Annotated in this window: 20 protein-coding genes and 1 riboswitch; of the genes, 15 read left to right on the top strand and 5 right to left on the bottom strand. The window is 67.6% G+C overall.

Annotated elements, in window-relative coordinates; translation table 11 throughout:
- Positions 1 to 19 precede the first annotated feature (19 nt).
- From aroK to ugpQ, 8 genes are all read left to right on the top strand, one after another.
- On the top strand, positions 20 to 574 hold the full coding sequence (aroK, locus tag AC0KUR_RS26175; RefSeq protein ID WP_034189844.1) for a shikimate kinase AroK: 555 nt from the start codon (positions 20 to 22) through the stop codon (positions 572 to 574).
- The gene (aroB, locus tag AC0KUR_RS26170) at positions 571 to 1,650 is read left to right on the top strand and encodes a 3-dehydroquinate synthase (RefSeq protein ID WP_034189843.1); all 1,080 of its coding nucleotides are present in this window, start codon (positions 571 to 573) and stop codon (positions 1,648 to 1,650) included. The genes aroK and aroB overlap by 4 nt, the downstream gene beginning before the upstream one ends.
- A 41-nt stretch (positions 1,651 to 1,691) precedes the next feature.
- Entirely contained in the window at positions 1,692 to 2,900 is a 1,209-nt protein-coding gene (locus AC0KUR_RS26165; RefSeq protein ID WP_473376595.1) for a deoxyguanosinetriphosphate triphosphohydrolase, read from the top strand.
- A gap of 90 nt (positions 2,901 to 2,990) precedes the next feature.
- Positions 2,991 to 4,325 (top strand): sn-glycerol-3-phosphate ABC transporter substrate-binding protein UgpB, encoded by a 1,335-nt coding sequence (gene ugpB, locus AC0KUR_RS26160; RefSeq protein ID WP_034189841.1) that lies wholly within the window; start codon positions 2,991 to 2,993, stop codon positions 4,323 to 4,325.
- A 96-nt stretch (positions 4,326 to 4,421) separates the two neighbouring features.
- Positions 4,422 to 5,306: a sn-glycerol-3-phosphate ABC transporter permease UgpA gene (ugpA, locus tag AC0KUR_RS26155; protein ID WP_034189840.1), complete on the top strand. Its 885-nt coding sequence runs from the start codon at positions 4,422 to 4,424 to the stop codon at positions 5,304 to 5,306.
- A complete protein-coding gene (ugpE, locus tag AC0KUR_RS26150; protein ID WP_034189839.1) occupies positions 5,303 to 6,148 on the top strand; it encodes a sn-glycerol-3-phosphate ABC transporter permease UgpE in 846 nt (281 codons plus the stop codon). Before ugpA ends, ugpE begins: the two co-directional genes overlap by 4 nt.
- A 32-nt stretch (positions 6,149 to 6,180) precedes the next feature.
- On the top strand, positions 6,181 to 7,266 hold the full coding sequence (locus AC0KUR_RS26145) for a sn-glycerol-3-phosphate import ATP-binding protein UgpC (protein WP_473376594.1): 1,086 nt from the start codon (positions 6,181 to 6,183) through the stop codon (positions 7,264 to 7,266).
- Between the two features lie 28 nt (positions 7,267 to 7,294).
- Positions 7,295 to 8,065 carry a glycerophosphodiester phosphodiesterase gene (gene ugpQ, locus AC0KUR_RS26140; RefSeq protein WP_069706021.1) on the top strand — a complete coding sequence of 257 codons (771 nt, stop codon included), beginning with the start codon at positions 7,295 to 7,297 and terminating at the stop codon, positions 8,063 to 8,065.
- Positions 8,066 to 8,235: 170 nt separating this feature from the next.
- Here ugpQ and AC0KUR_RS26135 read toward each other — a convergent pair whose 3' ends face one another.
- Positions 8,236 to 8,967, bottom strand: a complete 732-nt coding sequence (locus AC0KUR_RS26135) for an OmpW/AlkL family protein (protein ID WP_034189836.1) — start codon at positions 8,965 to 8,967, stop codon at positions 8,236 to 8,238.
- Positions 8,968 to 9,160: 193 nt separating this feature from the next.
- Between AC0KUR_RS26135 and AC0KUR_RS26130 the strand changes: the two genes are divergently transcribed.
- The 5 genes from AC0KUR_RS26130 to thpR all read left to right on the top strand — a co-directional run bounded on the left by AC0KUR_RS26130 (position 9,161) and on the right by thpR (position 18,782).
- A complete protein-coding gene (locus tag AC0KUR_RS26130; RefSeq protein ID WP_034189835.1) occupies positions 9,161 to 9,874 on the top strand; it encodes a transposase in 714 nt (237 codons plus the stop codon).
- A gap of 288 nt (positions 9,875 to 10,162) precedes the next feature.
- Entirely contained in the window at positions 10,163 to 14,866 is a 4,704-nt protein-coding gene (locus AC0KUR_RS26125; RefSeq protein WP_034189834.1) for a glutamate synthase-related protein, read from the top strand.
- An 85-nt stretch (positions 14,867 to 14,951) separates the two neighbouring features.
- The gene (locus AC0KUR_RS26120; RefSeq protein ID WP_034189833.1) at positions 14,952 to 16,418 is read left to right on the top strand and encodes a glutamate synthase subunit beta; all 1,467 of its coding nucleotides are present in this window, start codon (positions 14,952 to 14,954) and stop codon (positions 16,416 to 16,418) included.
- 307 nt (positions 16,419 to 16,725) lie between these two features.
- On the top strand, positions 16,726 to 18,219 hold the full coding sequence (locus AC0KUR_RS26115; RefSeq protein ID WP_473376593.1) for an alanine/glycine:cation symporter family protein: 1,494 nt from the start codon (positions 16,726 to 16,728) through the stop codon (positions 18,217 to 18,219).
- Positions 18,216 to 18,782 carry an RNA 2',3'-cyclic phosphodiesterase gene (gene thpR / locus AC0KUR_RS26110; RefSeq protein ID WP_473376592.1) on the top strand — a complete coding sequence of 189 codons (567 nt, stop codon included), beginning with the start codon at positions 18,216 to 18,218 and terminating at the stop codon, positions 18,780 to 18,782. Before AC0KUR_RS26115 ends, thpR begins: the two co-directional genes overlap by 4 nt.
- A gap of 109 nt (positions 18,783 to 18,891) precedes the next feature.
- Here thpR and AC0KUR_RS26105 read toward each other — a convergent pair whose 3' ends face one another.
- The 4 genes from AC0KUR_RS26105 to AC0KUR_RS26090 all read right to left on the bottom strand — a co-directional run bounded on the left by AC0KUR_RS26105 (position 18,892) and on the right by AC0KUR_RS26090 (position 24,117).
- Positions 18,892 to 20,175, bottom strand: coding sequence for a D-amino acid dehydrogenase (locus AC0KUR_RS26105; protein ID WP_473376591.1), 1,284 nt, complete (start codon positions 20,173 to 20,175; stop codon positions 18,892 to 18,894).
- Positions 20,176 to 20,200: 25 nt separating this feature from the next.
- Positions 20,201 to 21,463 (bottom strand): MFS transporter, encoded by a 1,263-nt coding sequence (locus tag AC0KUR_RS26100; RefSeq protein WP_034189829.1) that lies wholly within the window; start codon positions 21,461 to 21,463, stop codon positions 20,201 to 20,203.
- A gap of 123 nt (positions 21,464 to 21,586) precedes the next feature.
- Positions 21,587 to 22,351 (bottom strand): SDR family NAD(P)-dependent oxidoreductase, encoded by a 765-nt coding sequence (locus AC0KUR_RS26095; RefSeq protein ID WP_367190133.1) that lies wholly within the window; start codon positions 22,349 to 22,351, stop codon positions 21,587 to 21,589.
- Positions 22,348 to 24,117, bottom strand: coding sequence for an ABC transporter ATP-binding protein/permease (locus tag AC0KUR_RS26090; RefSeq protein ID WP_473376590.1), 1,770 nt, complete (start codon positions 24,115 to 24,117; stop codon positions 22,348 to 22,350). Before AC0KUR_RS26090 ends, AC0KUR_RS26095 begins: the two co-directional genes overlap by 4 nt.
- 269 nt (positions 24,118 to 24,386) lie before the next feature.
- Positions 24,387 to 24,510: riboswitch (TPP riboswitch) on the top strand.
- A 225-nt stretch (positions 24,511 to 24,735) separates the two neighbouring features.
- Here AC0KUR_RS26090 and AC0KUR_RS26085 point away from each other — a divergent pair.
- Positions 24,736 to 25,872, top strand: a complete 1,137-nt coding sequence (locus AC0KUR_RS26085; RefSeq protein ID WP_367190134.1) for an FAD-dependent oxidoreductase — start codon at positions 24,736 to 24,738, stop codon at positions 25,870 to 25,872.
- Positions 25,873 to 25,904: 32 nt separating this feature from the next.
- Positions 25,905 to 26,102 carry a sulfur carrier protein ThiS gene (gene thiS / locus AC0KUR_RS26080; protein WP_027783340.1) on the top strand — a complete coding sequence of 66 codons (198 nt, stop codon included), beginning with the start codon at positions 25,905 to 25,907 and terminating at the stop codon, positions 26,100 to 26,102.

Genomic DNA, 26,102 nt, shown 5'->3' with positions numbered 1-26,102 from the left:
ATTGAAGCAGAGGAAGCCGTTGCAAGCGCGGGACCCACATGCAAACGTATTTTTCGTCGGCCTTATGGGAGCGGGTAAGACCACCGTGGGCCGTGCGGTCGCGCGTCGTCTCGACAGGACGTTCTTCGACTCCGACCACGAAATCGAGGCCCGCACGGGCGCGCGCATTCCGGTGATCTTCGAGCTGGAGGGCGAGGCCGGGTTTCGCGATCGCGAAACGCAGGTGATCGCCGATCTCACCCAGCGCGAGAACATCGTGCTCGCGACGGGCGGCGGCGCGGTGTTGCGCCCGGAAAATCGCGACTGCCTCAAAAGCAACGGCATCGTCGTCTACCTGCGCGCCAATCCGCACGATTTGTGGCTGCGCACGCGCAAGGACAAGAACCGTCCGCTGCTGCAGACCGACGATCCGAAGGGGCGTCTCGAGGCGCTGTACGAAGTACGCGACCCGCTGTACCGCGAATGCGCGGATTTCGTCATCGAGACCGGCCGTCCGTCGGTCAACGGTCTCGTCAACATGGTGCTGATGCAACTCGAACTGGCCGGCGTCATCGCCAAGCCGCTACAAGCATGATTACTGTCAACGTCGATCTGGGCGACCGAGCCTATCCGATTCACATTGGTGCCGGCCTGATCGGCCGCACCGAGCTGTTCGCGCCTCACATCAAGGGTTCGTCCGTCACGATCGTCACGAACACGACGGTCGATCCGCTCTACGGCGACGCGCTGCGCGCGGCGCTCGCGCCGCTCGGCAAGCGCGTATCGACGGTCGTGCTGCCGGACGGCGAGGCGTACAAGAACTGGGAAACGCTGAACCTGATCTTCGACGGCCTGCTGACGGATCGCGCCGATCGCAAGACGACGCTCGTCGCGCTCGGCGGCGGCGTGATCGGCGACATGACGGGCTTTGCCGCCGCGTGCTACATGCGCGGCGTGCCGTTCATCCAGGTGCCGACCACATTGCTGTCGCAGGTCGATTCGTCGGTCGGCGGCAAGACGGGCATCAACCACCCGCTCGGCAAGAACATGGTCGGCGCGTTCTACCAGCCGCAGGCCGTGATCGCGGACATCGGCGCGCTGACGACGCTGCCCGATCGCGAACTGGCGGCCGGCGTTGCCGAGATCATCAAGACCGGCGCGATCGCCGACGCGGCGTTCTTCGACTGGATCGAGGCGAACGTCGACGCGCTGAACCGTCGCGAGCCGGCTGCGCTCGCGCATGCCGTGAAGCGTTCGTGCGAGATCAAGGCGAGCGTGGTCGCGGCCGACGAGCGCGAAGGCGGTCTGCGCGCGATCCTGAATTTCGGCCACACGTTCGGCCATGCGATCGAGGCCGGGCTCGGCTACGGCGAGTGGCTGCACGGCGAGGCGGTCGGCTGCGGGATGGTGATGGCCGGCGACCTGTCGGCACGGCTCGGCCTGCTCGACGAAGCGTCGCGGCAGCGCCTCGACGCGGTGATCGCGGCCGCGCATCTGCCGACGCGCGGGCCCGCCCTCGGCGACGCGCGCTACATGGACCTGATGCGCGTCGACAAGAAGGCGGAGGCCGGCGCGATCAAGTTCATCCTGCTGAAGCGATTCGGCGATACGCTGATCACGGAGGCGCCAGACGAAGCCGTGTTCGCTACACTGGCGCAGACGACCCGATAACGGTGGCCCGGATGCCCCGGCGCCCCTGACATGGAGGAGACGTGAGCGAGACATCCAGCAGCACCTTGCCCGAAGCCGGCCGCGCATCCGCTGCGCCGGTGGCCGAGCCGCCGACGCTGGCGGCGCTGGAAGCCCATCTCGCTCTGTATGCCGCGCACGCGTCGCAATCGCGCGGCCGCCGCCATCCGGAAACCCCGCCGGCGGCGCGCACCGAATTCCAGCGCGATCGCGACCGCATCGTCCATTCGACCGCGTTCCGCCGGCTCGAATACAAGACGCAGGTCTTCGTGAATCACGAAGGCGACCTGTTCCGCACCCGCCTCACGCACAGCCTCGAAGTCGCGCAGATCGCCCGCTCGGTTGCCCGCAACCTGCGCCTGAACGAGGATCTCGTCGAAGCGATCTCGCTCGCGCACGATCTCGGCCACACGCCGTTTGGCCATGCCGGCCAGGACGCGCTGAATGCATGCATGCGCGACCACGGCGGCTTCGAGCACAACCTGCAGAGCCTCGCGGTCGTCGACGAGCTGGAGGAGCACTACGGCGCATTCAACGGGCTGAACCTGTGCTTCGAGACGCGCGAAGGCATCCTGAAGCATTGCTCGCGCGAGCATGCCCGCAAGCTCGGCGCGCTCGGCGAACGTTTCCTGCACGGCCGCCAGCCGTCGCTCGAAGCGCAGCTCGCGAACATCGCCGACGAAATCGCATACAACAACCACGACGTCGACGACGGCCTGCGTTCCGGCCTGATCACGATCGAGCAGCTTGCGGAAGTCGAGCTGTGGCAGCGTCACTACGAGGCGGCGCTCGCCGAATTCCCGCACCTCGAAGGCCGCCGGCTCGTGCACGAGACGGTGCGCCGCATCATCAACACGCTGATCGTCGACCTGATCGACGAAACGACGCGCAACCTCGTGCGCGTCGCGCCCGCGTCGCTCGACGACGTGCGCGCCGCGCCGCCGCTCGTGTCGCACAGCGCGACGGTCGCCGCTCAGGCAGCCGCGCTCAAGCGCTTCCTCTTCAAGAACCTGTACCGCCACTACAAGGTGATGCGCATGGCGAGCAAGGCGCAGCGCGTCGTCACGGGGCTGTTCGACGCATTCATCGACGATCCGCGCCTGCTGCCGCCGCCGTACCAGTCCGACGACGCGGCACATCAGCCCCGCCTCGTCGCGCACTACATCGCCGGCATGACCGACCGCTTCGCGCTGAAGGAATATCAGCGCCTGTTCGTCATCAACGACAACTGACTGTCACAAACGATCACTAGACTTCGCCGGTTCAATGGCGACGGGAATGTTGCACACGCTGTTGGTAACGTTTTCATAGGAGAGAGGTCGATGAAGAAGAAGCCTGCGGGGACACTGGTTCGTTCGATCGCGCTCGGCGGCGCGCTGATGTTCGGAGTGCAGCACGTGGCGCTCGCCGCGACTGAAATTCAGTTCTGGCATGCGATGGAGGCCGCGCTCGGCGAGCGGGTCAATGCGATCGCCGACCAGTTCAATGCGTCGCAAAGCGACTACAAGATCGTGCCGGTCTTCAAGGGCACCTACGACCAGGCGCTCGCGGCCGGCATCGCCGCGTATCGCAGCGGCAATGCGCCGGCGATCCTCCAGGTCTACGAAGTCGGCACGGCCACGATGATGCAGGCGAAGAAGGCCGTCGTGCCGGTCTACGACGTGTTCAAGCAGGCCGGCGTGCCGCTCGACGAAAAGGCGTTCGTGCCGACCATCGCGAGCTATTACAGCGACGCGAAGACGGGCCATCTCGTATCGATGCCGTTCAACAGCTCGACGCCGGTGCTTTACTACAACAAGGACGCGTTCAAGAAGGCCGGCCTCGATCCGAACCAGCCGCCGAAGACGTGGGCCGACGTGCAGGCCGATGCCGAGAAGCTGCGCAAGTCGGGGATGGCGTGCGGCTTCACGACCGGCTGGCAGGGCTGGATCCAGCTCGAGAACTACAGCGCGTGGCACGGACTGCCGTTCGCGAGCCGCAACAACGGCTTCGACGGTACCGACGCGGTGCTCGAATTTAACAAGCCGCAGCAGATCGCGCACGTCGCGTTCCTGCAGCAGATGGCGAAGGACGGCACGTTCACGTACGCGGGCCGCAAGGATGAAGCGTCGGCGAAGTTCTACAGCGGCGATTGCGGGATCATGACGACGTCGTCGGGCGCGCTCGCGAACGTGCAGAAGTTCGCGAAGTTCAGCTACGGCACCGGCATGATGCCGTACGACGCGAACGTGAAGGGTGCACCGCAGAACGCGATCATCGGCGGCGCGAGCCTGTGGGTGCTGGCCGGCAAGGATCCGGCGACCTACAAGGGCGTCGCGAAATTCCTCGCGTACCTCGCTTCGCCGGCGGTCGCCGCGAAGTGGCACCAGGACACGGGCTACCTGCCCGTCACCAAGGCGGCCTATGACCTGACGCGCGAACAGGGCTTCTACGCGAAGAACCCGAGCGCCGAAACCGCGATCAAGCAGATGCTGAACAAGCCGCCGCTGCCGTACACGAAGGGGCTGCGCCTGGGCAACATGCCGCAGATCCGCACGGTGGTCGACGAGGAGTTCGAACAGGTCTGGGCGCAGAAGAAGTCGCCGAAGGACGCGCTCGATTCGGCCGCCTCGCGTGGCGACGAGCTGCTGCGCCGCTTCGAGAAGTCGGGCGGCTGAGCACGCATCGCGTCGTGCCGCCGGCAGCTTCGCGCGTGAGCGCGTGCCGTCCGGCGGCGCGGTTTCCTTTCCGTTTCGCCTGACCGGATATCCGCGATGCAATCCCGTTCCCGTTTCGGTACGAGCCTGTTGCCGTACCTGCTGATCGCGCCGCAGCTCGCGATCACCGCCGTGTTCTTCCTGTGGCCGGCGGGCGTCGCGCTGTGGCAGTCGACGCAGACGCAGGACGCATTCGGCACGTCGAGCGAATTCGTCGGCTTCGCGAACTTCGCGCACCTGTTCGCCGATCCACTGTATCTCGATTCGTTCCGCACGACGCTCGTGTTCAGCTCGCTCGTCACGGTGAGCGGGCTCGTCGTGTCGCTGCTGCTCGCCGCCTGCGCCGATCGCGTGATCCGCGGCGCGCGCGCGTACCGCACGCTGCTGATCTGGCCGTACGCGGTCGCGCCGACGATCGCGGCCGTGCTGTGGGCGTTCCTGTTCAACCCGAGCATCGGCCTGATCACCTACGCGCTCGCGAAGAGCGGCATCGTGTGGAATCACGCGCTGAACGGCGGCCAGGCGATGTTCCTGGTCGTGCTGGCATCGGTATGGAAGCAGGTGAGCTACAACTTCCTGTTCTTCTACGCGGGCCTGCAGGCGATCCCGCGCTCGCTGATCGAGGCGGCGGCGATCGACGGGGCCGGGCCGGTGCGGCGCTTCTTCAACATCGTGCTGCCGCTGCTGTCGCCGACGAGCTTCTTCCTGCTGGTCGTGAACCTCGTCTACGCGTTCTTCGACACGTTCCCGGTGATCGACGCGGCCACCGGCGGCGGCCCGGCGCAAAGCACGAAGACGCTGATCTACAAGATCTTCACGGAGGGCTTCCAGGGGCTCGACATCGGCAGCTCGGGCGCGCAGTCGGTCGTGCTGATGATCATCGTCGTCGGGCTCACGGTGATCCAGTTCCGCTTCGTCGAACGCAGGGTGCAATACGCATGATCGAAAATCGCAAGGGCTTCGACCTGTTCTGCCACGCGGTGCTGATCGCTGGCGTCGTGCTGATCGTGTTCCCCGTCTACGTCGCGTTCTGCGCGGCGACGATGAACGCGCAGGAAGTGTTCACGGTGCCGCTGTCGCTCGTGCCGAGCACGCACCTGTTCGAGAACATCGCGTACATCTGGGGGCACGGCAGCGGCGGCACGACGGCGCCGTTCGGCCGCCTGCTCGTGAACAGCTTCGCGATGGCGCTCGGCATCGCGGTCGGCAAGATCGCGGTGTCGATCCTGTCCGCGTACGCGATCGTCTATTTCCGCTTCCCGTTCCGCAACACGGCGTTCTGGCTGATTTTCGTCACGCTGATGCTGCCGGTGGAAGTGCGGATCTTCCCGACCGTGCAGGTCGTGTCGACGCTGCACCTGACGAACACGTACGCCGGGCTCACGATGCCGCTGATCGCATCGGCGACCGCGACGTTCCTGTTCCGTCAGTTCTTCATGACGCTGCCCGACGAGCTGATGGACGCCGCGCGCATCGACGGCGCCGGGGCGCTGCGCTTCTTCTGGGACGTGGTGCTGCCGCTGTCGAAGACGAGCATCGCGGCGCTGTTCGTGATCACGTTCATCTACGGCTGGAACCAGTATCTGTGGCCGATCCTGATCACGACGGAAGCGTCGCTGTCGACGGCGGTGGTGGGCATCAAGACGATGATCGCGAGCGGCGACGCCGCGACCGAATGGCAATACGTGATGGCGGCGACGCTGCTGGCGATGATCCCGCCGCTCGTCGTCGTGCTGGCGATGCAGCGCTGGTTCGTGCGCGGCCTCGTCGATTCCGAGAAATGAACCATGGACGGTAACCGGGAGAAGGACCAGGTATGGCTGCGCTGAGCTTGAAGGGCGTCAGGAAATCCTACGACGGCAAGCAGCATGTGCTGCACGGCATCGACGTGGAGATCGCGGACGGCGAATTCATCGTGCTGGTCGGCCCGTCGGGCTGCGGCAAGTCGACGTTGCTGCGGATGATCGCGGGGCTCGAGTCCGTGACGGACGGCGAGATCGCGATCGGCGAGCGCGTCGTCAACACGCTGGAGCCGAAGGATCGCGACATCGCGATGGTGTTCCAGAACTATGCGCTGTATCCGCACATGACGGTCGCGCAGAACATGGGCTACGGGCTGAAGATCCGTGGAATCGAGCGCGCGACGATCGATTCGCGGGTGGCCGCGGCCGCGAAGATCCTCGAGCTCGAGCCGCTGCTGGCACGGCGGCCGCGCGAACTGTCGGGCGGCCAGCGGCAGCGTGTCGCGATGGGGCGCGCGATCGTGCGCGAGCCGTCGGTGTTCCTGTTCGACGAGCCGTTGTCCAACCTCGACGCGAAGCTGCGCGTGCAGATGCGGCTCGAGATCCAGCGGCTGCATGCGCGGCTGGCGACGACGAGCGTCTACGTGACGCACGACCAGATCGAGGCGATGACGCTCGCGCAGCGCGTGATCGTGATGAACCGCGGCTACGCGGAACAGATCGGCGCGCCGGTCGACGTGTACGAGAAGCCGGCGACGGTGTTCGTCGCGGGCTTCATCGGCTCGCCGGCGATGAACCTGATGCACGGCCGGCTGTCGGATGACGGCGCGACCTTCACGGTCGCGGGCGGCGGCCCCGCGCTGCCGGTCGCCGGTGCGCCAGGCATCGGCGCGGAGATCGCCACCGGGCGCGACTGGGTGCTCGGCGTGCGTCCCGAGCACATGACGCCGCAGCCGGGCGTCGCGCACGCGACGCTGCCGGTCGACTCGTGCGAGCTGCTGGGCGCGGACAACCTCGCGCACGGCCGCTGGGGCAACCACGACATCGCGGTGCGCCTGCCGCATGCGGACCGTCCCGCACGCGGCACGGCGCTCGCGGCCGCGCTGCCCGCGCACCGGCTGCATTTCTTCGATCCCGAAACCGGCAAGCGTGCCGGTTGAACCTGCTGCACTTGCCGAGAGACCGACGATGACCCTCCGCACCGACTGGCCCTATCCGCGCGTCGTCGCCCATCGCGGCGGCGGCACGCTCGCGCCGGAGAACACGCTTGCCGCGCTCGACGAGGGGGCGCGTCGCGGGCACCGGATGGTCGAGTTCGACGCGAAGCTGTCGGCCGACGACGTGACGTTCCTGCTGCACGACGACACGGTCGACCGGACGTCGAACGGCCACGGGCCGGCGGCGGGCATGCGTTATGCGGCGCTCGCCGCGCTCGACGCGGGCGCGTGGCGCGACGCGCGCTTCGCGGGCGAACGGATGCCGACGCTCGAGGCGGCGGCGGCGCGCTGCATCGCGCACGGGCTCGCCGCGAACGTCGAGATCAAGCCGTGCCCGGGGCGCGAGCGCGAGACCGGGCAACGCGTGGCGGCCGACGCGGCTGCGTACTGGCGCGACGCCGCGGTGCCGCCGCTGCTGTCGTCGTTCTCGTTCGATGCGCTGCAGCAGGCACGCGCGACCGAGCCGGCGCTGCCGCGCGGGATGCTCTACGAAGCCGTGCCGGACGACTGGCACGCGCAGGTCGTCGGCGCGCTCGGCTGCGTATCGTTGCACGCAGACCACAAACGGCTCGACGAACCGCTCGTGCGCGCGATCAAGGCGGCCGGTCTGCGCATCCTGGTTTACACGGTGAACGATCTCGAACGGGCGCGCGAACTCGCGCGCTGGGGCGTCGACGCGGTCTGCACGGACCGGATCGACCTGATCGCCCCCGATGCGCTGGACGACATCGCCGTCGTCTGACGATCACGGCAGCGCCACGGCGCGGCTCGAGCGGGAACGTGCCTGACGCGAAAAAACAACGCCCCGGCGGGATTTCCGCCGGGGCGTTGTGCATCGTGGAGACGTTACGTCAGGAAAAATCCGCTACAAATTGCAGCAGGATTAACCATTCCCCAAATATTCGACTACGCTTAGAAGCGGTAGCCGACGTTCAGGTACGTGACGATCGGGTTGAGCGAGATCTTCGCTTTCGACGTTTCGGTCAGGGTGCCGACCGGCGTCCGGCGGGCCGTCGTGAAGGTCGCGGTCACGCTGACCGGGATGTACGAGATCGACAGGCCCCCGAACCAGTGTTTCGTGAAGTTGTACGTGAAGCCGGCGTTGAATACGGGCGCCCACTGGTTGCTGGTCGTCGCGCTGGTCGGGCCGCCGAGCACGCCGTTCTCGAAGCTGCTGTTCGTGATCTTTGCGCCGGTGAACCAGACATACGTCGCGCCGACGCCGACATACGGACGGAACTTCGCGTTGGCGTCGTTGAAGTGGTAGCGAAGCAACACGGCGGGGCTCCACTGGTACGCACGGCCGAGTACGCCGAACTTATCGAACTGACCCTTGCCGGTGATGTCGAACTTCGGCGGTATCCCCATGACGAGCTCGGTGGAGATGTGGTCGGTGACGAAGTAGCCCGCTGCGAGCCCAAGCGTATCGGCGTCGTTGATGCCGGCGCCCGTGTTGGGAATCGATTGGTTGATGGGCGTGCCGCCGACGCGATACAGGAACAGCGGATCGCTGCTGTCCTGCGGCGACAGGTGCAGCCAGCCGGTGCTGACGTAGAAATCACCTGCGGATTGTGCTTGTGCCGTACCGCCCGCAAACGTGAATGCGAGCGCTGCGGCCCCCGTAATGGCCAGTTTTCGTTTCATTGTGTCTCCTCCGATGTAAGGCGTGCTCATTATGACGACTGCGTTTAAAACCAAACAAGCTCGTAAGTTAGAGTTTTCACCCTAGGATTAGTACGACCGTACGCTTACGCGCGCCGCAGGGACAGGCATTCTACGCAGGTGCGCACTTTCGGACCTTCGGGTATTTCCTAACGCGTTCAAACGGACATTCAGCATGGCACGGTTAGCACGACTCTACGTTCCCGACCAGCCGCAGCACGTGATACTGCGCGGCCTGGATCAGCAACCCGCGTTCGTCGACGACCAGGACTACGAACTCTTCATCGATTGCCTGAAGGCCGCCGCGCGCGATCATCACCTGTCGGTGCACGCCTACGTGCTGCTGCCGCGCCAGGTGCAACTCCTCGTGACGCCGAGCGACGAGGCGAGCCTGCCGAAAGCGATGCAGGCCGTCGGCCGCCGCTACGTCGCGCATTTCAACCGGCGCTACTCGCGGCGCGGCACGCTGTGGGAAGGCCGCTACCGCGCGACCGTGATCGAAGGCGAGCGCTATTTCCTGCTCGCGAGCCGCGTGGTCGAGATGAGCCCGGTGCGGTCGCAACTCGTCGCGACGCCCGAGGCCTATCGCTGGTCGAGCTACCGGCATCACGTCGGGCTCACCGTCGACAGCCTGATCACCGACCATCCGCTGTACTGGGCGCTCGGCAATACGCCGTTCGACCGTCAGCGCGCGTACAAGGAGCTGTGCGAGCAGCCGCTCGACGAGCGGCAGGCCGACCAGCTGCAGCAGGCGACGCTCAAGGGCTGGGTGCTCGGCGGCGAGCATTACCGCGAGTGGGCGGCGCGTACCGCGAACCGGCGCGTGTCGCCGTTGCCGCGCGGACGCCCCAGAAAGGTGCGTGAGAACACGCCGCCGATCCAGCAGTAATGCCGGAAAGGCGGGCCGGAAGCGGCGCTGCGGGCGCCGCTTCTTTTTGCACCAAAACGATGCGTCCCCAATAAAACAGCACCAGATCGATGCGTCTGATTAATTGGGGTTCGATCAAGCGGTTTTTGTTGCTATTTCCTTGATTCGTCGCGTATATTCCGAATTCCGGTGGCCCGGGCGAAGCCTGCCCAACCACTGTCGGCCGCGCCGTCTCCCGTCGGGAGCGGGATCGGCGGCAACAAGAAAACGGTTCAACGGCCTCCAGGCCCCCTTTACGACGGTGTCCCCATGAACGACCACCAGCAGCCGCTCGCCGCGGTGCCCGCCGCACAAGGTCTGTACGACCCGCAAAACGAACACGACGCCTGCGGCGTCGGCTTCGTCGCTCACATCAAGGGCAAGAAGAGCCACGAGATCATCCAGCAGGGCCTGAAGATCCTCGAGAACCTCGACCACCGCGGCGCGGTCGGTGCCGATCCGCTGATGGGCGACGGCGCGGGCATCCTGATCCAGATTCCGGACGCGTTCTATCGCGAGGAGATGGCCAAGCAGGGCGTGGACCTGCCGCCGGCCGGAGAATATGGGGTCGGGATGATCTTCCTGCCGAAGGAGAACGCGTCGCGTCTCGCGTGCGAGCAGGAGCTCGAGCGGACGGTGAAGGCGGAAGGCCAGGTCGTGCTCGGCTGGCGCGACGTGCCGGTCGACCATGCGATGCCGATTTCGCCGACCGTGAAGGCGAGCGAGCCGCTGATCCGCCAGATCTTCATCGGCCGCGGCAAGGACATCATGGTGACGGACGCGCTCGAGCGGAAGCTGTACGTGATCCGCAAGACCGCGAGCCACCGCATCCAGGCGCTGAAGCTCAAGCACGGCAAGGAATACTTCGTGCCGTCGATGTCGGCGCGCACGATCGTCTACAAGGGCCTGCTGCTGGCCGGCCAGGTCGGCGTGTACTACCGCGACCTGCAGGACGCGCGCGTCGTGTCGGCGCTCGCGCTCGTGCACCAGCGCTTCTCGACCAACACGTTCCCGGCATGGGAACTCGCTCACCCGTACCGGATGATCGCGCACAACGGCGAGATCAACACCGTGAAGGGCAACGTGAACTGGCTGAACGCGCGTACCGGCGCGATCGCGTCGCACGTGCTCGCCGACGACCTGCCGAAGCTGTGGCCGCTGATCTACCCGGGCCAGTCCGATACCGCATCGTTCGACAACTGTCTCGAACTGCTGGTGATGGCCGGTTACCCGCTCGTGCACGCGGTGATGATGATGATTCCGGAAGCGTGGGAACAACACACGCTGATGGACGAGAACCGCCGCGCGTTCTACGAATACCACGCCGCGATGATGGAGCCGTGGGACGGCCCGGCCGCGATCGCGTTCACCGACGGCCGCCAGATCGGCGCGACGCTCGACCGTAACGGCCTGCGCCCGGCGCGCTACATCGTGACCGACGACGATCTCGTGATCATGGCGTCGGAAGCCGGCACGCTGCCGATCCCCGAATCGAAGATCGTCAAGAAGTGGCGCCTGCAGCCGGGCAAGATGTTCCTGATCGACATGGAGCACGGCCGCATCATCGACGACAAGGAGCTGAAGGACAACCTCGCGAACGCGAAGCCGTACAAGAGCTGGATCGACGCCGTGCGCATCAAGCTCGACGAGATCGAGCCGAAGGCCGAGGAAGTCGCGGCCGGCCGTACGCAGGGCGCCGCGCTGCTCGACCGCCAGCAGGCGTTCGGCTATACGCAGGAAGACCTGAAGTTCCTGATGGCGCCGATGGCGCAGCAGGGCGAGGAAGCCGTCGGTTCGATGGGCAACGACTCGCCGCTCGCGGTGATGTCGAACAAGAACAAGACGCTCTATCACTACTTCAAGCAGCTGTTCGCGCAAGTCACGAACCCGCCGATCGACCCGATCCGTGAAAACATGGTCATGTCGCTCGTGTCGTTCATCGGCCCGAAGCCGAACCTGCTCGACACGAACAACATCAACCCGCCGATGCGTCTCGAAGTGTCGCAGCCGGTGCTCGACTTCAAGGACATCGCGAAGATCCGCGCGATCGACCAGTACACGGGCGGCAAGTTCAGCGCGTACGAACTGAACATCTGCTACCCGGTCGCATGGGGCAAGGAAGGCATCGAGGCGCGTCTCGCGTCGCTGTGCGCGGAAGCCGTCGACGCGGTGAAGTCGGGCTACAACATGCTGATCGTGTCGGACCGCAAGACCGACGCCGAGCATGTCGCGATCCCGGCGCTGCTCGCCACGTCGGCGATCCACACGCACCTCGTCCAGCAAGGGCTGCGCACGAGCACGGGCCTCGTCGTCGAGACGGGCTCCGCGCGTGAAACGCACCACTTCGCGCTGCTCGCGGGCTACGGCGCGGAAGCCGTGCACCCGTACCTCGCGATGGAAACGCTCGCGAAGATGGCCGAGGGCCTGCCGGGCGACCTGTCGCCGGAGAAGGCCGTCTACAACTTCACGAAGGCGGTCGGCAAGGGCCTGCAGAAGGTGATGTCGAAGATGGGCATCTCGACGTACATGTCGTACACGGGCGCGCAGATCTTCGAAGCGCTCGGCCTGTCGAGCGACCTCGTCGAGAAGTACTTCAAGGGCACGGCGTCGAAGGTCGGCGGCATCGGCCTGTTCGAAGTCGCGGAAGAGGCGATCCGCCTGCACCGCGACGCGTTCGGCGACAGCCCGGTCCTGCGCGACATGCTCGACGCGGGCGGCGAGTACGCATACCGCGTGCGCGGCGAAGACCACATGTGGACGCCGGATTCGATCGCGAAGCTGCAGCACGCGACGCGCAGCAACTCGTACCAGACGTACAAGGAATACGCGCACCTGATCAACGACCAGACCAAGCGTCACATGACGTTCCGCGGCCTGTTCGAGTTCAAGGTCGAGCCGACCAAGGCGATCCCGATCGACGACGTCGAGCCGGCGAAGGAGATCGTCAAGCGCTTCGCGACGGGCGCGATGTCGCTCGGTTCGATCAGCACCGAAGCGCACGCGACGCTCGCGATCGCGATGAACCGGATCGGCGGCAAGTCGAACACCGGCGAAGGCGGCGAGGACGAGAAGCGCTATCGCAACGAACTGCGCGGTATTCCGATCAAGTCGGGCGAGACGCTGAAGTCGGTGATCGGCGACGAGATCGTCAGCGACATTCCGCTGAAGGACGGCGATTCGCTGCGCTCGAAGATCAAGCAGGTCGCGTCGGGCCGCTTCGGCGTCACCGCCGAGTACCTCGCGTCGGCCGACCAGATCCAGATCAAGATGGCGCAGGGCGCGAAGCCGGGCGAAGGCGGCCAGCTGCCGGGCCACAAGGTGTCCGAGTACATCGGCAAGCTGCGTTACTCGGTGCCGGGCGTCGGCCTGATCTCGCCGCCGCCGCACCACGACATCTACTCGATCGAGGATCTGGCGCAGCTGATCCACGACCTGAAGAACGTGAACCCGAGCGCGAGCATCTCCGTGAAGCTCGTGTCGGAAGTGGGCGTCGGCACGGTCGCGGCAGGCGTGGCGAAGGCGAAGGCCGATCACGTCGTGATCGCCGGCCATGACGGCGGCACGGGCGCGTCGCCGCTGTCGTCGGTCAAGCACGCCGGCACGCCGTGGGAGCTGGGCCTGGCCGAAACGCAGCAGACGCTGGTGCTGAACCGCCTGCGCGGCCGGATCCGCGTGCAGGCCGACGGCCAGATGAAGACGGGTCGCGACGTCGTGATCGGCGCGCTGCTCGGCGCGGACGAATTCGGCTTCGCGACGGCGCCGCTCGTCGTCGAGGGCTGCATCATGATGCGCAAGTGCCACCTGAACACGTGCCCGGTCGGCGTCGCGACGCAGGATCCGGTGCTGCGCGCGAAGTTCAAGGGCCAGCCCGAGCACGTCGTGAACTACTTCTTCTTCGTCGCCGAGGAAGTGCGCGAGATCATGGCGCAGCTCGGCGTCGCGAAGTTCGACGACCTGATCGGCCGCGCCGACCTGCTCGATACGCGCAAGGGCATCGAGCACTGGAAGGCGAAGGGCCTCGACTTCTCGCGCGTGTTCTACCAGCCGGAAGAGTGCGAGGACGTCGCGCCGCGTCACGTCGACGTGCAGGATCACGGCCTCGAGCGCGCGCTCGACCACGTGCTGATCGAGAAGGCGAAGGCCGCGATCGAGAACGGCGAGCATGTGTCGTTCATCCAGCCGGTGCGCAACGTGAACCGTACGGTCGGCGCGATGCTGTCGGGCGTGATCGCGAAGAAGCACGGCCACGAAGGCCTCGCCGACGACGCGGTGCACATCCAGCTGAAGGGCACGGCCGGCCAGAGCTTCGGCGCGTTCCTCGCGAAGGGCGTGACGCTCGACCTCGTCGGCGACGGCAACGACTACGTCGGCAAGGGCCTGTCGGGCGGCCGGATCATCATCCGTCCGACCAACGACTTCCGCGGCAAGTCCGAGGAAAACATCATCTGCGGCAACACGGTGATGTACGGCGCGATCGAAGGCGAATCGTTCTTCCGCGGCGTCGCGGGCGAGCGCTTCTGCGTGCGCAACTCGGGCGCGACGGCGGTCGTCGAAGGCACGGGCGACCACGGCTGCGAATACATGACGGGCGGTACGGTCGTCGTGCTCGGCGAGACGGGGCGCAACTTCGCGGCCGGCATGTCGGGCGGCCTCGCTTACATCTACGATCCGGACGGCACGTTCGCGGCGAAGTGCAACAAGTCGATGGTCGCGCTCGAGCCGGTGCTGCAGCAGGCCGAGCAGGAGCGCACGGTCGATCGCGCGCTCTGGCACGCGGGCACGACGGACGAAGCGCTGCTCAAGGGGCTCGTCGAGCGTCATTTCCAGTTCACGGGTTCGCCGCGCGCGAAGTCGCTGCTGGAAAACTGGGACGCGGCGCGCCGCCAGTTCGTGAAGGTGTTCCCGCACGAATACAAGCGCGCGCTGGGCGAGATCGGTGCGAAGAAGGCGGCGAAGGAAGTGCTGGCCGCCTGAGCGACGAACGACATAGCGAATGCCGCGCGCGCGTGATTGCCGCGCGCGGCTCCCCCACCCGATACACCGAACAGAAGAGCACCTTATGGGCAAGGCAACCGGTTTTCTGGAGTTCGAACGCCGCCACGAGGCGTACGAAGCACCGCTCACGCGCGTGAAGCACTACAAGGAATTCGTCGCGGCACTGACCGACGCGGACGCGAAGGTCCAGGGCGCGCGCTGCATGGATTGCGGCATCCCGTTCTGCAACAACGGCTGCCCGGTCAACAACATCATTCCGGACTTCAACGATCTCGTTTACCGCCAGGACTGGCAGCAGGCGATCGAAGTCCTGCACTCGACCAACAACTTCCCGGAATTCACGGGCCGCATCTGCCCGGCGCCGTGCGAGGCGGCGTGCACGCTCGGGATCAACAACGACCCGGTCGGCATCAAGTCGATCGAGCACGCGATCATCGACAAGGCCTGGGCGGAAGGCTGGGTGAAGCCGCAGCCGGCCGAGCACAAGACCGGCAAGAAGGTCGCGGTCGTCGGTTCGGGCCCCGCGGGCCTCGCCGCCGCGCAGCAGCTCGCGCGCGCGGGCCACGACGTGACGGTGTTCGAGAAGAACGACCGCGTCGGCGGCCTGCTGCGTTACGGGATTCCCGACTTCAAGCTCGAGAAGTGGCTGATCGACCGCCGCATGCGCCAGATGGAAGCGGAAGGCGTGACGTTCCGCACCAGCGTGTTCATCGGCAAGGATCCGCTGCCCGAGTCGATCGGCAGTCTCGCGAAGGAAACGATTTCGCCGGACACGCTGAAGGAAGAATTCGACGCGGTCGTGATCGCGGGCGGTTCGGAAACGCCGCGCGACCTGCCGGTGCCGGGCCGCGAGCTCGCGGGCGTCCATTTCGCGATGGACTTCCTGCCGCAGCAGAACCGCGTGAATGCCGGCGACAAGCTCGTCGACCAGCTGCTCGCGAAGGGCAAGCACGTGATCGTGATCGGCGGCGGCGATACGGGTTCGGACTGCGTCGGCACGTCGAACCGTCACGGCGCGAAGCAGGTCACGCAGTTCGAGCTGCTGCCGCAGCCGCCGGAAGAGGAAAACAAGCCGCTCGTGTGGCCGTACTGGCCGATCAAGCTGCGTACGTCGTCATCGCACGAGGAAGGTTGCGAGCGCGATTGGGCGGTCGCGACGAAGCGTCTCGAAGGCAAGAACGGCAAGGTCGAGAAGCTGATCGCGGTGCGCGTCGAGTGGAAGGACGGCAAGATGCAGGAAGTGCCGGGCTCCGAATTCGAGATGAAGGCCGACCTCGTGCTGCTCGCGATGGGCTTCACGCAGCCGGCGGCGCCGGTGCTCGACGCGTTCGGCGTCGCGAAGGATGCGCGCGGCAATGCGCGTGCGGCGACCGAAGGCGATCGCTCGTACTACACGTCGGTCGACAAGGTGTTCGCGGCGGGCGACATGCGCCGCGGCCAGTCGCTCGTGGTGTGGGCGATCCGCGAAGGCCGCCAGTGCGCACGCTCGGTCGATGCGTACCTGATGGGACATTCGGAACTGCCGCGCTGAGCTGGATCGCGCGGGTTTCGACGGAAGCCGGGCGTCCGAAAGGGCGCCCGGTTTTTTTTATGGCTGGCGCCTGCCGGGGCGCGCCGGTTTCGCGTGCGCGGCGACGCCGTCCGATCGGGTTGCCGTGCCCGCCGGTACGCGTCATTTTCGCGAAGCATCGCCTAACCTGATGACATCCAGGCGCGATTTCCCGATATCTCAAATCCTTTCGTTTTGTAATATTCCTTGAAAACTGTCATATCATGTCGCCCCTCGGGCCGCGTTCGCGGCCGACGCACCTGACTGACCCTATTTACAAGGAAACCGGATGGAAGCACTCCTGCAAGCGCTGATCGACGCCGTCAACGGCGTGTTGTGGAATTACGTGCTGATCGCGCTGCTGCTCGGCGCCGGCGCGTGGTTCACGCTGCGGTTCCGGATGATCCAGCTGAAGGCGCTGCTCCTCAGCATGAAACTGGTCGGCAGCAAGGGCGAGCCGGGCAGTATCTCGTCGTTCCAGGCGTTCGCGACGGGGCTCGCGAGCCGCGTCGGCACCGGCAACATCGCCGGCGTCGCGGTCGCGCTGACGGTCGGCGGCCCGGGCGCGATCTTCTGGATGTGGATGACCGCGCTCGTCGGGATGTCGTCCGCGTTCGTCGAGGCGACGCTCGCGCAGATCTTCAAGGTGTCGCATCCGGACGGCAGCTTCCGCGGCGGCCCTGCGTACTACATCCAGACGGGCCTGCGTTCGCGCGGCTTCGGCGTGCTGTTCTCGTTGTCGCTGATCCTCGCGTTCGGTTTCGTGTTCAACGCGGTGCAGGCCAACGCGATCGCCGACGCATTTCATACGTCGTTCGGCTGGAGCCGAGAGACGGTCGGCCTCGGCCTCGTGCTGCTGTCCGCACCGATCATCTTCGGGGGGATCCGCCGCATCGCGACGGTCGCGCAGGTGATCGTGCCGCTGATGGCGATCGGCTACCTCGCGCTCGCGGTCTACGCGGTCGCGACGCACGTCGCGCTGGTGCCGGACGTGATCGTGCTGATCGTGAAGAGCGCGTTCGGCCTCGAGCAGGCAGCGGGCGGCCTGACCGGCTATGCGGTGAGCCAGGCGATCGCGATCGGCGTGAAGCGCGGGCTGTTCTCGAACGAGGCGGGGATGGGCAGCGCGCCGAACGCGGCCGCGACCGCGAGCACGCGGCACCCGGTCACGCAGGGGCTGATCCAGATGCTCGGCGTGTTCGTCGACACGATCGTGATCTGCAGCGCGACCGCGTTCGTGATCCTGCTGTCGGGCCAGTACGAACTCGGCACCGGAATGGAAGGCGCGGCGCTCACGCAGCGCGCGATCTCGAGCCACGTCGGCGACTGGGGCGGCATCTACATGGCCGTCGCGATCTTCTTTCTCGCGTTCTCGTCGGTGATCGGCAACTACGCGTATGCGGAAGGCAACGTCGAATTCATCACGAAGCGGCGCGGCGTGCTGCCGCTGTTCCGCGTCGCGGTGCTCGCGATGGTGATGTTCGGCAGCGTCGGGCAACTGCCGCTCGTCTGGGCGATGGCCGATACGAGCATGGGGCTGATGGCGATCATCAACCTGATCGCCATCATCGCGCTCGGCAAGTACGCGCACGCCGCGTGGGCCGACTATCGCCGCCAGCGCGCGGCGGGCATCGCCGATCCGGTGTTCACGCGCAACACGATCCCCGAACTCGCGCGCGTGCTGCCGGCCGACGTGTGGGGCGAACACGGGCCGCTGCCGCAGCGTCCGGCGGTGTCGGCCGACGCGGCCAGCGCGCCGCGCGGCGCGGTACGCAGGTCATGAACGGCGACCGGCTCCGTGCGTTCGTCGCGCTGATGCCCGATGCGGCGTCGCGCGACGCGCTGCACGCGTTGCCGGTCACCCGTGGCGCGCGACGCACGCTGCCCGCGCAACTGCACGTGACGCTAGCATTCATCGGCGCGATCGAGCGCGAACGGTGCGACGCGCTGGCCGCGCACCTGCCCGCGCTCGCGGCGGCCCATGCGTTGCCGCCGCTGCCGGTCGAGCGGATCGCGTGGTGGCCGAGCCTGCCGCGCGCGCGGCTGATCGTCGCGGAACTCGCGGCCGATCCCGCGTGCGTCGCGCTGAATGCCGGGTTGTCGGCGGTGCTGCGCGAACTCGGCGTGCCGGCCGACCGGCGGCCGTTCCGCCCGCACGTGACGCTCGCGCGGCTGCCGCATGACGCGGTTGGCCAGCCCGCGCACGGCGGCGCGCCGGGGCGACAGGTCGTGCTGCGTGTCGACGCGTTGACGCTGTTCGAAAGCCGGCTGTCGCACGAAGGCGTGTCGCATCGGCCGATCGCGTCGGCGCCGTTTGCGTGCGCGGATGGTCACGCCGCGCGCTGAGCGGTTTCCGCGATGCGGGGCGAAGGCCGGCCATCATCGACAGCTCGCCGGACAAACCGTCTGGACCCGATGGGGCGACGCCGCCGCCCGACGTCCGGCCTGCTGCGTTCTAACGTCGGTAGCGCGCGAGCGTCAGGCCGGACAGATCGATCTCCGGCTCGTGTCCGGTGACGAGGTCCGCCAGCACCTTCCCCGAACCCATCGACATCGCCCAGCCCGTCGAGCCGTGGCCGACGTTGAGCCAGAGCCCGTCGATCCCGCTGGCGCCCAGCAGCGGAGGCCCGTCGGGCGTCATCGGCCGGCGGCCGACCCAGAAGCGCGCCGAGGCCCGATCGGCGGCCGCCGGAAACCAGTCGTCGAGCACCTTCATCAGCGTATCGAGCGCCTGCTGCCGCAGCGCCGCGCGCCGGTTGCCGAGTTCCGCGGTGCCCGCGACGCGCAGCGTCGGGCCGAAGCGCGTGATCGCCGTCTTCAGTGATTCGTCCATCAGCGCGGCGCACGGCGCTTTTTCCTCGTCGACGACTTCGAGCGTGGCGGAATAGCCTTTCACCGGATACAGCGGCACGTCGATTCCATGCGGCCGCAGCAGGCCGGCGCTGTCGACGCCAAGCGCGACGACGATCGCGTCGGCGGCGAGCATCGCATCGCGTGGCGTGGCATCGCCCGCCGCGCGCGAATCGACCCGCACGCCGCGCACCTTGCCGCCCGCGACGTCGAGCGTGCGGATCTCGGTGCGAAAGCGGAACGTCACGCCGTTCGCCTCGCACCGCGCCCGCAGTTCGCGCGTGAAGCGGGCGCAGTCGCCGGCTTCGTCGTCGGGCAGGTAGATGCCGCCGACGGGCGCTTGCCGCGCCCAGCGCAGGCCCGGCTCGATCGCCGTGCAGCCGGCCGCGTCGAGTTCGCGAAACGCGATGCCGGCGTCGCGCAGCACCTTCAGCGCGGGCTGCACCATCTCGACGTCGAACGCGCCGCGCAGCAGTTGCAGGTAGCCGCGGCTCGCGCCGTAGTCGAACGGATAACGCTCGCGAAACGCATGCAGGCATGCGCGGCTGTAATACGCGACGCGCTGCATCCGCTGCTTGTTCACGCGGAACCGTTCGAACTCGCATTCGCGCAGCCAGCGCGCGATCCAGCGCCACTGCGCGGCATCGAGCGTCGGCCGGAAGATCAGCGGCGACGCGGGCTTGAACAGGTACTTGAGGATCTTGCCGGGCATCCCGGGCGCGGCCCACGGCGTCACGTAGCCGGGCGCGATCACGCCCGCGTTGCCGAGGCTCGTCGCTCGCGCGACGTCGGCCTCGCGTTCGATCACGGTGACGTCGCAGCCTGCTTCGCGCAGGTGCCAGGCGGTGGTGACGCCGATCACGCCGGCGCCCAGAACGATCACGTGCATGCGGTTTCCGGGGCGAAGCAGTTGATCACGACGCGACGGCCGGATCGTCGACGAGCGACTTGCCGCGCGTTTCCGGCAGCACGAGCGCGGCGACGATCACGAGCAGGTAGCCGCCGCCCGCCACGAGGCCGATCGCCTTCACGAGCGACATCGACTGCGACAGCGCGCCGACGAGGATCGGGAAGAACGAGCCGAGCCCGCGGCCAAGGTTGTAGCAGAAGCCCTGGCCCGAGCCGCGGATCGCGCCCGGATACAGTTCCGACAGGTACGCGCCGACGCCCGCGAAAATCCCCTGCACGACGATGCCGAGCGGGAAGCCGAGCAGCAGCATCGCGGTATCGGTGATCGGCAGCATCGTGTATGCCATGCCGAGCGAGAACGAGCCGATCGCGAACAGGATGAACGACGCGCGGCGGCCGAGCCGGTCGGACAGGATCGCGCCGACCACGTAGCCGACGAACGAGCCGACGATCAGCACGACCAGATAGCCGCTCGTGTTGAACACCGACAGGTGGCGGACGGTTTTCAGGTAGGTGGGCAGCCACGTCGTGATCGCGTAGTAGCCGCCGAGCATGCCGGTGCACAGCGCGCTGCCGAACAGCGTCGCGCGCAGGTGCGGCGGCGAGAAGATCTCGAGGAAGTGGCCCGACACGCGGCCCTCGTCGCGCGCGCGGCGCGTGGCCGTGTAGATGTCGGGATCGCTGACGTTGCGGCGGATGTACAGGATCCACAGCGCGGGCGCGATGCCGATCCAGAAGCACGCGCGCCACGCGAGCTGCTCGGGCAGCAGCGCGAAGAATGCCCAGTAGAGGATCGCGGCCGCGCCCCAGCCGAACGACCAGCTGCTCTGCACGGTGCCGACGGCCTTTGCGCGATGCTCGGGCGAGCGGATCGTCTCGGCCATCATGATCGTCACGACCGACCATTCGCCGCCGAAGCCGAAGCCCTGCAGCGTGCGGGTGGCGAGCAGCTGCCAGAACGAATGCGTGAACCCGGACAGGCACGTGAACAGCGCGAACGTCGCGATCGTCCACTGCAGCACGCGCACGCGGCCGTAGCGGTCGGCTAGGATGCCGGCGACCCAGCCGCCGATCGCCGACGAGATCAGCGAACTCGTCGCGATCATCCCCGCCTCGCTCTTCGACATGCCCCAGGTCGCGATCAGCGTCGGAATCAGGAACGAATAGATCATGAAGTCGAACGCATCGACCGCGTAGCCGCCGAAGCCGGCGTACAGCGTCCGGCGCTCGCGCGTCGACAGTTCGTTGAACCACTGGAATGCCTGCATGCTTGCCGCCCCCTCTCGTCTTGTCTCGCGCTGCCGCGTGGCGGTTATTTTACGGGCGCGGCCCCGCGTGCCAAAAAGGCGGGGACGGGTTCGTGCGGGCAAGGAGGGGGAGGGAAGGACGCGTCAGAGCGTCAGGCCGCCGTCGACGTGAATGACCTGGCCGGTGATCTGCCGCGCCGCATCGGACAACAGGAATGCGATCAGCGCGGCGACATCGTCGGGTTCGGCGATCCGGCCGAGCGGTGTCGCCTGTTCGGCCTGCGCCCACGCGGCGGCGTTGCCGGCGCTCGGGCCGTGGTCCTTGCGCGTGAAGCCCGGCGCGACGGCGTTCACGGTGATGCCGCGCGCGGCGAATTCGGCGGCCGCCGAGCGCACGAGCGATTCGAGCGCGGCCTTCGCGGCGGCGGTCGCCGCGAACGGCGCATCGGCGCGGTAACGGTGCGCGACGAACGAGCTGACCGCGACGATGCGCGGGGCGACCGACGCTTCGAGCAGCGGCCGCGCGCGGCCCGCGAGCGCCGAGAACGCGCCGGGCATCGCCGTGAAGGCGCACGCGAGCGTGTCCGCGGAAAGATCGGAAAAGGATTGCCGCGCGGCGAAGCCGGCGTTCGCGACGAGCTGGTCGAGCCCGCCGAAGCGCGTGGCGGTGGTATCGACGAGCGCGGCGGCAAGACCCGGTTCGCCGAGATCGCCGGTCAGCGTGATGCATTCGGCGCCGGCCGTCGTGCACGCACGGGCGACTTCGGCGAGCCGCGCCCGCGCGGAATCGTCCGCGCCGCGCGCATGCAGCGCCAGCGCGACGCCGGGCGCCGCGAGCCGTCGTGCGAGCGCCGCGCCGATCCCCGCGCCTGCGCCGGTGATCAGCGCGATGCGCGCGCGTGCGCTCACGCGGCGACCTTGTCGCCGGCGTTCGCGCGTTCGACGTTGATCGTGCCGACGTGGAACGCGGCCAGCGACTCGCGGTGCGCGATGCTGACGATCGCGGCCTTCGGCAGCCGTTCGGCGAACAGGTGATACAGGCGTGCCTCGTTGTCGGCGTCGAGCGCGCTGGTGGCTTCGTCGAGGAACAGGAAGTCGGGCTTGTGCAGCAGCACGCGCGCGCCGGCAAGACGCTGCTGCTCGCCGGGCGACAGCACGCGCGTCCAGTGCGCGGTCTCGTCGAGGCGCTCGACGTAATCCTCGAGGCGGCACGCGCGCAGCGCGTCGCGGCAGGCTTCGTCGCTGAACGTGTCGGGTGTCGCCGGATAGGTGAGCGCGGCCTTCAGCGTGCCGATCGGCAGGTAGCTCGTCTGCGGCACGAACATCATCCGCGCGCCGACCGGCGCATCGATCGCACCGTCGCCGAACGGCCACAGGCCCGCGAGCGCGCGCATGAACGTGCTCTTGCCGGAACCCGACTTGCCGATCACGAGCCAGCGCGAGCCCGGCTCGATCGTCACGTTGCCGATGTCGGCGAGCGCGTTGCCGTTCGGCAGCGCGAGCTTGAGCGCCGACGTCGACAGCTTCGCGTCGTCGATGTAGTGCAGGTTGATGCCGCCGTGCTCGGTCGCGGGCGACAGGCTTTCCTTCAGGTGCGACGTGCCCATCACGCGCTTGAATTCGCGCAGACGGTTGACGGTGGCGCGCCATTCGACAAGGGTCGAGTAGCTGTTGATGAACCACGAGAACGAATCGCTGACGGTGCCGAACGCGGACGAGATCTGCATCAGCACGCCGAACGAGAACGCGCCCGCGAAATAGCGCGGCGCGGCGACGACGAGCGGGAAGATGATCGCGATCTGCCCGTAGAAGCTCAGCACGAACGTGAGCCGCTTCGTGTACTTCATCACGCGCCACCAGTTGTCGCGGATGCGCATGAAGAGGCCCTGCGCGTTGGCCGCCTCGGTCTTCTCGCCGTCGTAGAACGCGATCTGCTCGGCGTTCTCGCGCACGCGGATCAGCCCGAAGCGGAAATCGGCCTCGACGCGCTGCTGCTGGTAGTTGATCGACACCAACGGATGGCCGACCTTCTGGATGATCAGCGAGCCGATCACCGCGTACAGCGCGGCCGCCCACACCATGTAGCCGGGAATCGAGATCGGCGTCGCGCCGAGCGTGAACGTCAGCGCGCCGGCGAGCGACCACAGGATCGTGATGAACGACACGAGCGTGACGACCGTCGACAGCAGGTCGAGCGACAGCGCGAGCGTCGTGGTCGCGAACGATTGGAGGTCGTCGGTGATCCGCTGGTCGGGGTTGTCCGCGAGGCGGTCGCGTTCGATCCGGTAGAACGCGCGATCGCCGAGCCACTGGCCGAGGAAGCGGTCGGTGAGCCACTGGCGCCAGCGGAAGCCGAGCAGCTGCCGCAGGTAGCGGCCGTACACCGCGAGGATGATGAACGCGAACGCGAGCGCGGAGAACTGCATCAGCAGATTCGGGAAGTCGCGGACGTCCTTCGACTGCAGCGCGTTGTAGAACTCGGCGTTCCACTTGTTCAGCCGGACGTTGATCCAGACCACGCAGAGGTTGATCGCGATGATCGTGACCAGCAGGCCCCACGCGATTTTCCATTCGGACGATACCCAGTAGGGCTTGATGAGGCTCCATGCGGATACCGGGCGCTCGTCCTGCGGCGCGTCGGAGGCGGAGCGGACGGGATCGATCGATTGGGTCATGTGCTTCCTGATGAGTAGCCGGCGCGCGGGCCGGGCGAAGCCGGGCGCGCGCCGCGATACGGCATGCCGGGGCGCGGCGCCGACGGACGGCGGGCGCAGCGATGGTCGCCCGCGCGTCTTAAACGGCGCTTAAGGGCCGGCGGTGACGCGGCAACCGGCCGCTCGCGCGGCCGGCCTGCGGGCATTGTGCCAGAGCGGCGCGGGCCGACGGCGAATTTGCCCCACGGGGACAGTTTGCGGCGCTTTCGGCTTTTATGGTCTAATGGCCGACGACGAAACAGGGGTGCTTCGTGGCGCGGCCGGCGGATGTTCCGGGCGGCGCGGCGAGGCTGAGAAAAACCCTTTGCACCCGATCCGGGTAATACCGGCGAGGGAAGTTTCTGATCCCGCCGGGCCGCGCTGGCCGCCATCCCATATGGTCAGCGCCCGAGTCCCGCCCGGCCGGCCTTTGCTGCCGGTTTCGTCCTTTTGGGTACGCGCATTGCGCGTTACGGAAGGAATGATGACCGCACAATCTTCAGTCTTTTGCTTGATTCCCGCCCCGATGCCGCATGCGTTCGCATGGGGCGGCGCGCGCGCGTCGACGCTCGTCGTGCGTATTCGCGCGGAGGGCGCGCGATGAACGTCCAGGATGCACGGCCCGATTTCGCGGTGCTCGGCGGCGGCCTCGTCGGCCGCCTGATCGCGTGGCGGCTCGCGGGCGACGGGCATCGCGTCGCGCTGTACGAGCGCGGCGGCCCGGACGGCGAGCAGTCGGCTGCCTGGATCGCGGCCGCGATGCTCGCGCCGCTCGCGGAAGCGGCGAGCGCGGAGCGGCTGATCACCGAGCTCGGCGCCGCGTCGCTCGAACGCTGGCCGCAATGGCTCGCGGAACTGCCCGAACCCGTTTTTTTCCAGCATCACGGCACGCTCGTCGTCTGGCACCACGCGGACCGCGCGGAGGCGCCGCTGTTCGAGCGGCGGGTGCGCGCGAACGCGCCGGCCGACCTGCTCGACGGCGGTTTCGTGACGCTCGCCGGCGCGCAGGTCGATGCGGCCGAGCCCACGCTCGCGGGCCGTTTCGCCCGCGGCCTGCTGCTGCCGCGCGAAGGGCAGCTCGACAATCGCCAGGCGCTGCGCGCGCTGGCGGCGGGCCTCGCCGAACGCGGCGTCGACCTTCACTGGCACGTCGCGATCGACGATGCCAACCTGCCCGCCGCGCATTTCACGATCGATTGCCGCGGGCTCGGCGCGAAATCCGCGCTGCCCGCGCTGCGCGGCATCCGCGGCGAAGTCGCGCGCGTGCATGCGCCCGGCATCGGGCTCACGCGGCCCGTGCGGCTGCTGCATCCGCGCTACCCGCTGTACATCGCGCCGAAGCAGGACGATCTCTATGTGATCGGCGCGACCGAGGTGGAGGGCGAGGACATGTCGCCCGTCAGCGTGCGCTCCGCGCTCGAACTGCTGAGCGCGGCGTTCTCCGTGCATCCGGCGTTCGGCGAGGCACGCATTCTCGAACTCAACGCGCAGTGCCGGCCGACGCTGCCCGATCACCGCCCGGCGGTGATCTGGGACGGCGCATCGACACTCGCCGTCAACGGTCTGTACCGGCACGGCTTCATGATCGCGCCGGAAGTCGCGCAGGCAGCCGTCGCGTGCGCGCAAGCCGCGCTCGGCGGCGCGCTGGGCGATGCCGACGCGTTCGCCGCGTGGCGCGACGCCGCGCGTTGGCCGACGCTCCTTCATCACCGCAGCGACGCGCGCCAGCCGGCCTGACGCGCGCCGCCGACCGAATCCGACCGAGCCTCATGGATATCCAGATCAACCAACAGACCCTGACGCTGCCCGACGGCGCGACGGTGGCCGACGCGCTCGCCGCGTACGGCGCGCGGCCGCCGTATGCGGTCGCGCTGAACGGCAATTTCGTCGCGCGCACGCAGCATGCGGCGCGCGCGCTCGCGGCGGGCGACAAGCTCGACGTCGTGCACCCCGTCGCGGGCGGCTGA

It is taken from the genome of Burkholderia sp. YHN3-13 (genome assembly GCF_055810675.1).
This window is presented reverse-complemented; position numbering and strand designations above follow the sequence as displayed.

What these genes read in the sequence shown, in the direction of transcription:
- aroB (WP_034189843.1), top strand. Translation starts at nt 571, where the DNA reads ATGATTACTGTCAACGTCGATCTGGGCGACCGAGCCTATCCGATTCAC.
- ugpB (WP_034189841.1), top strand. Translation starts at nt 2,991, where the DNA reads ATGAAGAAGAAGCCTGCGGGGACACTGGTTCGTTCGATCGCGCTCGGC.
- ugpA (WP_034189840.1), top strand. Translation starts at nt 4,422, where the DNA reads ATGCAATCCCGTTCCCGTTTCGGTACGAGCCTGTTGCCGTACCTGCTG.
- ugpE (WP_034189839.1), top strand. Translation starts at nt 5,303, where the DNA reads ATGATCGAAAATCGCAAGGGCTTCGACCTGTTCTGCCACGCGGTGCTG.
- AC0KUR_RS26145 (WP_473376594.1), top strand. Translation starts at nt 6,181, where the DNA reads ATGGCTGCGCTGAGCTTGAAGGGCGTCAGGAAATCCTACGACGGCAAG.
- ugpQ (WP_069706021.1), top strand. Translation starts at nt 7,295, where the DNA reads ATGACCCTCCGCACCGACTGGCCCTATCCGCGCGTCGTCGCCCATCGC.
- AC0KUR_RS26135 (WP_034189836.1), bottom strand. Translation starts at nt 8,967, where the DNA reads ATGAAACGAAAACTGGCCATTACGGGGGCCGCAGCGCTCGCATTCACG.
- AC0KUR_RS26130 (WP_034189835.1), top strand. Translation starts at nt 9,161, where the DNA reads ATGGCACGGTTAGCACGACTCTACGTTCCCGACCAGCCGCAGCACGTG.
- AC0KUR_RS26125 (WP_034189834.1), top strand. Translation starts at nt 10,163, where the DNA reads ATGAACGACCACCAGCAGCCGCTCGCCGCGGTGCCCGCCGCACAAGGT.
- AC0KUR_RS26120 (WP_034189833.1), top strand. Translation starts at nt 14,952, where the DNA reads ATGGGCAAGGCAACCGGTTTTCTGGAGTTCGAACGCCGCCACGAGGCG.
- AC0KUR_RS26115 (WP_473376593.1), top strand. Translation starts at nt 16,726, where the DNA reads ATGGAAGCACTCCTGCAAGCGCTGATCGACGCCGTCAACGGCGTGTTG.
- thpR (WP_473376592.1), top strand. Translation starts at nt 18,216, where the DNA reads ATGAACGGCGACCGGCTCCGTGCGTTCGTCGCGCTGATGCCCGATGCG.
- AC0KUR_RS26105 (WP_473376591.1), bottom strand. Translation starts at nt 20,175, where the DNA reads ATGCACGTGATCGTTCTGGGCGCCGGCGTGATCGGCGTCACCACCGCC.
- AC0KUR_RS26100 (WP_034189829.1), bottom strand. Translation starts at nt 21,463, where the DNA reads ATGCAGGCATTCCAGTGGTTCAACGAACTGTCGACGCGCGAGCGCCGG.
- AC0KUR_RS26090 (WP_473376590.1), bottom strand. Translation starts at nt 24,117, where the DNA reads ATGACCCAATCGATCGATCCCGTCCGCTCCGCCTCCGACGCGCCGCAG.
- AC0KUR_RS26085 (WP_367190134.1), top strand. Translation starts at nt 24,736, where the DNA reads ATGAACGTCCAGGATGCACGGCCCGATTTCGCGGTGCTCGGCGGCGGC.
- thiS (WP_027783340.1), top strand. Translation starts at nt 25,905, where the DNA reads ATGGATATCCAGATCAACCAACAGACCCTGACGCTGCCCGACGGCGCG.